Here is a 9,076-nt window from a genome sequence, read left to right as displayed (position 1 = left end):
GCCGCCCCCAAGGGGACCTACGCATGACGAACTTCGTATCCAAGATGGCCGCGCTGCTCGCGGTTTCCGGCTTGGCTGCCGCGCTTGCAAGCTCGCCGCTGCGGGCGGATCAACGCCTATCCAAGGATACGGGGCCGACGAGTGCGGCGTGCGATGCGCATGCCAAGGGCTCGGTGGCCTGGACGGCTTGCGTGGGTGCAGCAAGCGCCAAGATGTCGGACGAGGAGCGGTTCTATGCCGGCTACTGGCTGGCAAAGAACGGTCAGTACGAACAGGCTCTCGGATATCTCACGCTGGCGCAGACGAAAGACGAGCGGGTTCTCACGTACATCGGTTTTGCGACGCGCAAGCTCGGCCGTGTGGATGAGGCGCTACCGCTTTACAGCCGCGCGCTGGCGATCAACCCCAATTATGTGGTGGCGCGGGCCTATCTCGGTGAAGCGTTCCTCACCAAGGGCGAGCCGGGCAGGGCGCGGGCGGAGCTCGACGAGATCGCGCAGCGGTGCGGGGCAAGCTGTCCGGCCTACGTCGATCTCAAGAGCCACATCGCCGACTACGAGGCGGCCGCCTCGAAGGGCTGACCCGGCAGTCTCCAAAGCAGTGGAATCGATCGTGGCCGGGCTGTCGCCCGGCCATTGTCTTTGCATGAGATCAGTTTGTGGCCGGATGGGCGGCGGGGTTGGCCCAGATGCGCACGACGCCGTCCTCGCCTGCTGAGGCGAGGCGCTCGCCGTCAGGAGCGAAGCTTACCGCGTTCACCGCGCCTGCGTGGCCGGTGATGGTGCGCAGTGTGCGGCTGCGCTCGACATCCCAGATGCGAAGCTGGCCGTCGGCTCCGCTCGAGGCCAGAGTCTTTCCGTCCGGGGCGAACGACAGGCTGCCGACGCGGCCGCGATGGCCATAGAGACGCCTCAACAGCCGGCCGGAAGACGACGACCAGATGCGAATATTGCCGTCGAGGCTCGCAGACGCGAGCAGCTTGCCGTTGGGCGAGAAGCTCAAGGCGGTGATGAAGTCCCTGTGGCCGCGATAGGTGCGGATGCGGTCGAGGGTGTCGAGATTCCAGAGCTTGATGGTCTTGTCGGCGCCGCCGGAGGCGAGGCGCGGGCCTTTTTCGGTCGTGACATAGGCGACCGCTTGTGCGGCATTCTCATGCGCATCGATGACCTGGACCGGGCCGGACGGCGTCGCCGTGTCCCACAGCGTGACCTTCCAGTCATGGCTCGCGGCGACGAAGCGATCGGCGCGCCCGGCGAAGGCCAGCGACCAGATCTGGGCGTCGTTGCGCTTGAAGGCGGCAACCTTTTCCGCGCGCTGCCAGTCCCAGAGCACGACGTCGCCTGTAGCGTGGCCGGTCAGTGCGTTGTTGCCGAAAACGGCAAGCGCGGTTGCCGGGCCGTTGTCGAGCTCGATGGTGCGCGTGAGCGTGCCGGAGGCGGTGTTCCAGATTTTGAGGCGCGCGTCGGCCCCGATAGTGGCAAGCGACGCGCCGTCTGTCGCATAGGCGACGCCCGTCACAGGGCCGACGTGGCCCGCCAGCTCGGCGAGCGGGCGAATGACGGGCACCTCTTGCAGGGACGCGGTGCGGATTGCCGAGGATGTCGAGGTGCCGGCCGACGTCTCGCCGCTGCCGCGGCTCTCGAACTGCGGGAAGCGCTCCTGCATGGCAACGGCGGCACTGGCAACGCCGACGCCGACGAGCAGCTTGAACAAGATCGGCCGCCAGCCGACGCCGCGCCGCGTGCGAATGGGGCGCGGGCGGCTCGCCGGCTTGCGCTTTTCCTTGGCGTCAGCCTTCTTCGGCTCCTTGACGACGACAAGTTCCTTGCCGGGCTCCTTCTTGCGCAGGACTCGGGGGAGCTTGATCGGATCGGGCGGCTCGAGGACTTTCTGCGTCCCGGCCTGAGAGCCGGCCGGTGCTGCGGCCTGGGGCGGTGCAGCTTTGGCCGCCTCTTTTGCGGGCGACGGCTCGGACGAGGCAGGCTTCTTCTTCAAGCCGTCGAGGAAATCGAGCATGCCGCCCTTCGGGCCCGGCGCGTCGGGCGGCGGCGGGTTCACGGTGGCTGCAGGTTTTTTCGCAGCGGCCTTCTCGGGCTTGGCGTTTGCAGCGTCGTCGGATTTGTGCGGTGTCTTGGCGAACCAGCCCGGCTTGGCGGGGTCGGGCGCCAGCAAGGCGCCGCGCCAGGCGGCGATCGACTGCGGACGCTGCTCGATCTGCAACGTCAGCGCGTGGTCGATGGCCTTGAGGAAGCCTGCGCGGTAGGCCGAGAGCGCTGCGTCCCGGGCCGGGATCAAGTCGTCCTTGACCATACGCGAGGGGCTGTCGGCAGGCCGCTTGCCCGTTACGGCATGATAGAGCGTGGCGGCGAGGGCGTAGATGTCGGTCCAGGGGCCCTGCTGCCGGCTCGTCTCGGCGTACTGCTCGTAGGGCGAGTAGCCAGGCTTCACGAGCGCGGACACCGTTTTCGAGTGGGCCACGATCTCGCCCCGGGCGGAGCCGAAATCGATCAGGACAGGCGAGCCGTCCTTGCGGATGATGATGTTGTCGGGGGCGATGTCGCGGTGCAGGAAGTCCTGCTTGTGGATCAGCTCGAGGGCGTCCAGAAGCGGAGCGACGATGGCGTCGAGCTCTTTCTGGCGGGGGGCGCGGCCGAGGCCCTTAAGCCAGGATTTGAGGCTTTGCCCCTCTTCGAAATGGAGCACCATATAGGCCGTGTTGTTGGCCTTGAAGTAGCGGTAGACGCGGACGATGTTCGGGTGCGAGAAGCGGGCAAGCGTCTGCGCTTCCTCGATGAAACGATCCAGGCCCCACCGGTAGTCGCTGGCGCAGTCCTGCGAGCGGGGGGCGGCGTCCGCCGTCGAGGTGCGGGCGGCAAAATCGGACGGGAAATACTCCTTGATGGTGACGCTGCGGTCGAGCGCGACCTCCTCGGCGAGGTAGGTGATCCCGAACCCGCCGGCGCCAAGCACGCGCTCGATCCGGTAATCACCGACGAGCTCGGTCCCGTTCTTTAGCGCAATCAAATTGGTCATCAGCTCTCGGGCTCTAGGTTAGCTCGGGGCATGTGTCGAGTCGTTACGGTCGCTCAACTTTCCTGATCCTGGCTCTGTGTGCAAATCACCTCCGGTGTCTCTTGTGAAGCAGGAATGTGGCGGGCGCGTGCGCGTTGTGGTCAACTTTGCTGCAATTCACCGGGGAACTCCGCGCGTGGCCATGTTGCTGCCGCAGAACGCCACCAAAAGTACGGCAGATTCGAGCCTGAGCATATCCATGCAACTTTTCTCACCGGATGCGTTCCGGAGGCCGCTTGTGCAAGGTCCGACGATGCGGATTTTCGGCGGCGCGCTGACATTTGCCGTGTTGAGCTCAGTGGTGCCGGCGGTGGCAGGCGAGTCCGTCGCCGCAGCGGGTGTCGTCGGAGATTCGTGGGCCGGGTTCACGGATTGGGTGGCGGCGAGCTATGCACGGGCGCCGGCGCTCGTGCTGGGGCTCGCGGCGCTGCTGCTCGTGCCGCCCCTGGCGCTGATCGGGCTTTGGGCGCGGGGCCGCGAGGCGGACGTCACGGCGGAAATCTCGGAAGCGCAAACGCGCGTGCAACGCGTACGGCGCACGACATCGACCGCCGAGCCTCGCGACGGGGTCCGCACCGGCCATATTCCGCTGAGGCCGCTCGAGGCTTGGGTCGAGGTTGTCGGCGAGGTTGTGTCGGACGCTCCGGACCAGCGCTACAGTCTAGCGCGTACGCTGCTTCGGATCGGGCGCGAAACAGATAACGACATTTGCCTGCAGGACATCACCGTGCATCGCTATCATGCGGCCATACACCGGACCGAGGACGCCGAGTTCGTCATCACCGATCTTTCAAGTGCGGGCGGCAACGGCGTGGTGGTGAATGGCCGGGCGGTCGCGGAGGCGCGGCTCGCGAGCGGTGACATGATCGAGCTCGGCAATGCGCGATTGAAATTTTCCGCCACCTCTCCCTGAGGGCGGTCCTTGACACGGGGCGCACGGTTCCGCCCGAACGAACAGAGCAGAGCAGAGGAGAACGAACATGTCAGCGAGCGGTGGAGGACAAGGGCAGCGTTCAGGCCGGTTTCTCGGCTCTCTCAAGGATGCGCTCGTCGCAGCCAGCCGCGAGGATACCGGGCGACAGGAGGCGGTTGTCGCGCAGCGTGTGGCTGCCGCTTCAGCGGCCGCCAGCGACGCTGTGATCGCGGTGCCTGCGCCGGAGACTGCGGCACAGTTGCCGCCTCCGCGCGCCGAGGGCGGAACGCCTTCCGCGGCGGAAGCGGCACGGGAAGCACGCACTCCACGTGTTACGGCCGAGAGCAAGCATCTCGAGGCAGACGCTCCGCCGACGACGCGCGTCGTGCGCGCCTCGGCAGGCAAGCAGCCCGAGCCCTCCGCCTCGCGCACGACGCTGGTGCGCGGAAAGTCGCAAGTGACGCGGGGCGCGTTCGAGCAGGACCCGGTCGTAGGATGGCTCGTGGTGGTGGGCGGTCCCGGCATCGGTCAGTACCGTCCCATCTTCGAAGGCAACAACTCGATGGGGCGCGCGCCCAGCAATCGCATCGCCATCGATTTCGGCGACGATGCCATCTCCGCAGAGGAGCAAGCCTACATCCGGTACGATTCGGCGGAACGGTCTTTCCTTTTCGTGCCGAACCTTGCTAAGACCAACGTCGTTTCCCTCAACGAAAAGCGGCCGACGGGCGCTGTCGAGCTCGCCCAGATGGACGTCATCACCATGGGCCGGACGCAACTCGTGTTCGTGCCGTTCTGCGGCCCGGATTTCGATTGGGCAGCTCTCCAGGAACAGGCGTAAGATCCAAACACGTATGCAAGTTTTCGAGCACGCCAGCCGCGCCACAAAGGGGGCGCGGAGTTATCAGGAGGACACGGCCCTCTTCTGGAGCGGACAGGCTGCGCCGCAGCCCTCCTCCGCCGAGGCGAACGGGTCCGCTGCCGTGGTGGCTGTGCTTGCCGACGGCATGGGCGGGCACGCCGGCGGCGCACTTGCGAGCCGCATGGCGTGCGAGAGCTTCATCAAGGCCTATGCGACCCAACACGGGTCCACGCAGGATCGGCTCATGGAGTCGCTTGAGGCCGCCAACAAGTCCATCGCGGATACGGTGAGCACCAACCCCATGCTCGCGGGCATGGGCTCGACCCTGGTAGGCGTCACGTTCGGGGCCGAAGGCATCGAATGGGTCAGTGTTGGCGACAGTCCCTTGATGCTCTACCGGCGCGGGGAAATCGCTCTTCTCAACGACGACCATTCGCTGGCGCCGGAACTCGACCGGCTGGCGGCGATGGGTGCCATCACGGAGGACGAGGCGCGGCGCGACCCCCGGCGGCACATGCTGCGCTCGGCGGTGACGGGAGACGAGATCGATCTCATCGATCTCTCGGCGCGGCCGCTCAAGATCGAGCCCGGCGACTACATCATTCTTGCCAGCGACGGGTTGCAGACCCTCGAGTCGGCGGAGATTCAGCGCATCGTCGCGGCCTATGCCGACGATGGTGCGGTTGCTGTTGCCAATGCGTTGATCCGTGCCGTCGAGGCCATCAAGGACCCGCATCAGGACAATGCGACCGTGATCGCCGTGCGTCTTGCGCCGCAGCCGGCGCGGGAGACGGCGGCCGTCGAGACGACGCAAGGCGGCCGCGGCTCCGACCGTTAAAGGTCCAGCGTCGGCGCGCTCGCACAAGGCCCGAACAAGGTATCGGCAACACACTTCCGATGCGGGATCGATTCCGCAGGGAGATCTATCGTGGTGTGGCCAACACGGGTTCGGCACCCGGAACGCAAGCATGCCTTCGAGGAGGCGCTGGACGATGCCCGTCTCGATCCGGATGGCGGGGGGCCGCTGTTCGACGAGCCGTCGCTCGTGGCCCCGGCTGTCGGGAGCCTCGGCGATATAACGGTCGCCTCCGGCTACGTGGCCCCGGCATCGCTGGCGCGTGCGTACGGATCCGTTACGGGGCCGGCGGAGGAGGTTGTCCGTCAGAGGCCGGCGGAGGCGGCGGAAAAGCTCAAGGCGGCGCTCGTGGAGCGTGAGCACTCGGCGAAAGAGCTCAAGGCGCTGCGGCGCCGTTTTGCAGCCCTGCACCACCCGGATAGCGTTGCCGAGGATCTACGCACGGAGGCCGTTGCCGCCATGGCGGACGTGAATGCCGTGATCGACCGGGCCTTGAAGCGCGCCCCGCCCGTTTGAACGGCCTACTTTATTCTATAGCCGCCTTCAAAATCGCCGCCTTCGATGACGTCCTGCCAGCTGAACGCCGCGAGAAAGTCCTCGCAGCTTCCCATGACCCGGGTCGGGTAGGCGCGCATGTGCTCGACGCGCCCCTCGTTGAACCACACGGTGACGTAGAGAGGGGGGAGCGTTTCCTGGCGGAGAATGTCCTTCAGAAAGCGGATCAAGGAGCGTCCGGGGCAATATTGCCATGCTTCGCGAAGGCCGTTGGCCTGGATGTAGCTCGGCGGGCCTAGGACAGCGGTGAGCTCGGTGCGGTTCATGCCCGGTCCCACGAGCGCGATGGCGAACGGTGCCTGCTCGTCGATGGTGAAGGACCTCGATCGGCTCAGCGATTCGTTTGGTGTTCCGCAGATAGCCGCAACCAGAGCCAATGCAAGGCTCAGGCTTCCTATCCGGGCTGGCACGCGAGGCCGCATGTCAATTGCCGTCCCAATTCAAAGGCGTTTGTCTGCAAATCCAGGGGCGTAGGTAAAACGTGAGGAATTAGAGCCGGACCGGCTTGCGCCAGGCTTGAGGGGGTTCTGACGGCGTAACCCATCGGTATCCGCCGTTTGGCAAGTCCGCTCGCGCCTGCGAGGTGATCTCTTTACGCAACACTTCAAGAGCGAATCGGAGCATCGCCCGAGAAATCCTCAACAAATCGTTGATCGAAATGGCGACGCACTGCATCCCGGTTAGGTGGGGTTGCGTTTGTGATTCGGGGGTGCCGATGGGCGGGGGACTATCACATGATCGTCGTCGTGGACGAGCGCGCGACCGTTACCGAGGGCTATGCGTCCTGGTTCGATAGAGAGGGAATCTCCGCCTGCGGACTGGCGCCGGGGGAGTTCGAAAGCTGGGTGAGCGCCGTTTCCGAGGCGGACATGAGGTCCGTGGAGGCGTTCCTGCTCGGTGACTGCGGGAACCGCAGTGCGCTAGCCAAGATCATTCGGCGACGTTCGGCAACGGCCGCCGTCATCGCCATGAATGAGAACCGGTCGCTCGAGGAGACGCTCGATCTGTTCGCGGCCGGTGTCGACGATGTGGTCCGCAAGCCGATTCACGTGCGGGAGATCATCGCCCGCGTCAAGGCGATCCGACGCCGGGCGAGCGGGGCGCCGGACTATACGGACGTCGGCGAGATGCGCGTCTTCTTCGACGGGCGCGATCCCGAGGTGAAGGGCGAGGTTCTGCAGCTCCCGAGGCGCGAGAGGCGCATTCTCGAGTATCTCGTCTCGAACCGCGGTTGCCGAATCAACAAGACGCAGATCTTCAACTCGGTGTACGGGCTCTTCAGCGAGGACATCGACGAGAACGTCGTCGAGAGCCACATCAGCAAGCTCAGGAAGCGGCTTCGCCATCGAATGGGCTACGACCCGATCGATTCCAAGCGCTATCTCGGCTACCGGCTTGTGGTCGACGTAACGTCCGAACGGCAGGGCGAAACTTGTGCTCCGTCCAGCCTCACGCAAGATGCAGATGGTCTACTCGAAAGGTCAGAGCTTTTCGAGAAGGACCCTGTCGTATGAGCATTTCCGGCATGATGCGGACGAGTGCGTCCGGCATGGCTGCACAATCGGCCCGCCTTGGCACCGTTTCCGACAACATCGCCAATGCCAGTACGCATGGCTACAAGCGGGCTTTCACGGAATTCTCTACGGTGGTGCTCGAGTCCGGTAACGGCGCCTACGTGCCGGGCAGTGTCGACACCACGATCCGCTACGGCATCTCGCAGCAGGGCGGCTTCGACTATACGACCTCGAAGACCGATCTTGCCGTCAGCGGCAATGGGTTCTTCCTGGTGAGCGACGGCAGCGATGCGACCTACCTTACGCGCGCGGGCTCGTTCGTGAAGGATAGCGAAGGCTTTCTGGTCAACGCGGCCGGGTTCAAGCTGCTGGGCTATCCGATCATCAACGGCTCAGCCGCCGCTGCCTCGAACGGGACCGCGGGTCTGGCCGAGGTCAACATCGCCACCATGTCGCTCGAGGCGACGCCGTCTACGAACGGCACCTTCCACGCGAACTTGCCGGAGGATGCCACGGCCATAACCGGCGATACGCCGGCGGACAACCTCAACTCCACGACCTATACGGCAAAGTCTTCGATGACCGCAGTCGACAACGTCGGCCGCGAGGTGACGCTCGACGTCTACTACACGAAGACCGCCACCAACACGTGGGAAGTCTCTGTTTTCAATGCTGCCGGCGCCAACTCATCGACGGATCCCTTCCCGTACAGCAGCGGCGCGCTCGTGACGACGACGCTGACCTTCGATCCGTCGACCGGCAAGCTGCATCCGGGTGATCCGGTGGGGCCGCCCGTCATCCCGGCGAGCCCGACCTCCATCACCATTCCGGTGCCGAACGGCCAGGCCGTCGACATCGACGTTTCGCAGTCGACCGAGCTTGCGGAAGATTTCCAGGTGCTGGCCCCGACCATCAACGGCAACAAGCCGAGTGCGGTCGAGGGGCAGGAGTTCGACAAGACGGGCGTGCTCTATGCCGTGTATGGCAACGGCGCGCGCATTCCGATCTTCCAGATCCCGCTGGCGACCGTGCCCAGCCCTGACAACCTCACGCCGCAACCCGGCAACGTTTACTCAATCAGCGCCGACTCGGGCAACCTGCAGATCGGATTTGCCGGATCGTCGCTGTTCGGCGAAATCCGCTCCTCGCAGCTCGAGAAGTCGACCGTCGACACGGCGAACGAGCTGACGACGATGATCGAGTCCCAGTTCGCCTTCACGGCGAACTCCAAGGTGTTTCAGACGGGCGGTGAGCTGATGGAGGTCCTCGTCAACCTCAAGCGGTAATGCGCTTCGAGGCCTGGG

At 65.2% G+C, this 9,076-nt stretch carries 8 protein-coding genes and 1 pseudogene; 7 read left to right on the top strand and 2 right to left on the bottom strand.

The features are described 5' to 3' along the window. Positions 1–23: 23 nt before the first annotated feature. On the top strand, positions 24–581 hold the full coding sequence (locus tag QZV93_RS03700) for a tetratricopeptide repeat protein (protein ID WP_295556077.1): 558 nt from the start codon (positions 24–26) through the stop codon (positions 579–581). A 70-nt stretch (positions 582–651) separates the two neighbouring features. On the opposite strand, the gene QZV93_RS03695 is transcribed toward QZV93_RS03700, so the two are convergent. After that, a complete protein-coding gene (locus QZV93_RS03695) occupies positions 652–3,033 on the bottom strand; it encodes a serine/threonine-protein kinase (RefSeq protein ID WP_295556075.1) in 2,382 nt (793 codons plus the stop codon). A gap of 292 nt (positions 3,034–3,325) precedes the next feature. On the opposite strand from QZV93_RS03695, the gene QZV93_RS03690 reads away from it, so the two are divergent. The 4 genes from QZV93_RS03690 (at position 3,326) to QZV93_RS03675 (ending at position 6,219) form a co-directional block, all read left to right on the top strand. Next, the gene (locus QZV93_RS03690) at positions 3,326–3,985 is read left to right on the top strand and encodes an FHA domain-containing protein (RefSeq protein ID WP_295556073.1); all 660 of its coding nucleotides are present in this window, start codon (positions 3,326–3,328) and stop codon (positions 3,983–3,985) included. 67 nt (positions 3,986–4,052) lie between these two features. Further along, entirely contained in the window at positions 4,053–4,826 is a 774-nt protein-coding gene (locus QZV93_RS03685; RefSeq protein WP_295556071.1) for an FHA domain-containing protein, read from the top strand. Positions 4,827–4,839: 13 nt separating this feature from the next. Next, positions 4,840–5,685 carry a protein phosphatase 2C domain-containing protein gene (locus QZV93_RS03680; RefSeq protein ID WP_295556069.1) on the top strand — a complete coding sequence of 282 codons (846 nt, stop codon included), beginning with the start codon at positions 4,840–4,842 and terminating at the stop codon, positions 5,683–5,685. A gap of 90 nt (positions 5,686–5,775) precedes the next feature. Beyond that, positions 5,776–6,219, top strand: coding sequence for a hypothetical protein (locus tag QZV93_RS03675; protein WP_295556068.1), 444 nt, complete (start codon positions 5,776–5,778; stop codon positions 6,217–6,219). 5 nt (positions 6,220–6,224) lie between these two features. Here QZV93_RS03675 and QZV93_RS03670 read toward each other — a convergent pair whose 3' ends face one another. Continuing rightward, positions 6,225–6,635: a hypothetical protein gene (locus tag QZV93_RS03670; protein ID WP_295556067.1), complete on the bottom strand. Its 411-nt coding sequence runs from the start codon at positions 6,633–6,635 to the stop codon at positions 6,225–6,227. 357 nt (positions 6,636–6,992) lie between these two features. Here QZV93_RS03670 and QZV93_RS03665 point away from each other — a divergent pair. Continuing rightward, positions 6,993–7,658, top strand: a pseudogene (locus QZV93_RS03665) (response regulator transcription factor); the annotation flags it as partial. A 110-nt stretch (positions 7,659–7,768) separates the two neighbouring features. After that, entirely contained in the window at positions 7,769–9,058 is a 1,290-nt protein-coding gene (locus tag QZV93_RS03660; RefSeq protein WP_295556065.1) for a flagellar hook protein FlgE, read from the top strand. Positions 9,059–9,076 lie beyond the last annotated feature (18 nt).

This window comes from uncultured Hyphomicrobium sp., assembly GCF_902826555.1.
In the GTDB taxonomy this organism is placed as follows: Bacteria; Pseudomonadota; Alphaproteobacteria; order Rhizobiales; family Hyphomicrobiaceae; genus Hyphomicrobium_C.
The sequence above is the reverse complement of the archived record's forward strand: the minus strand, read 5'-3'. Positions and strand labels throughout refer to the sequence as shown.

Bases quoted from the DNA above. Each gene is read 5' to 3' on its own strand.
- QZV93_RS03700 (WP_295556077.1), top strand. From the start codon at position 24: ATGACGAACTTCGTATCCAAGATGGCCGCGCTGCTCGCGGTTTCCGGC.
- QZV93_RS03695 (WP_295556075.1), bottom strand. From the start codon at position 3,033: ATGACCAATTTGATTGCGCTAAAGAACGGGACCGAGCTCGTCGGTGAT.
- QZV93_RS03690 (WP_295556073.1), top strand. From the start codon at position 3,326: ATGCGGATTTTCGGCGGCGCGCTGACATTTGCCGTGTTGAGCTCAGTG.
- QZV93_RS03685 (WP_295556071.1), top strand. From the start codon at position 4,053: ATGTCAGCGAGCGGTGGAGGACAAGGGCAGCGTTCAGGCCGGTTTCTC.
- QZV93_RS03680 (WP_295556069.1), top strand. From the start codon at position 4,840: ATGCAAGTTTTCGAGCACGCCAGCCGCGCCACAAAGGGGGCGCGGAGT.
- QZV93_RS03660 (WP_295556065.1), top strand. From the start codon at position 7,769: ATGAGCATTTCCGGCATGATGCGGACGAGTGCGTCCGGCATGGCTGCA.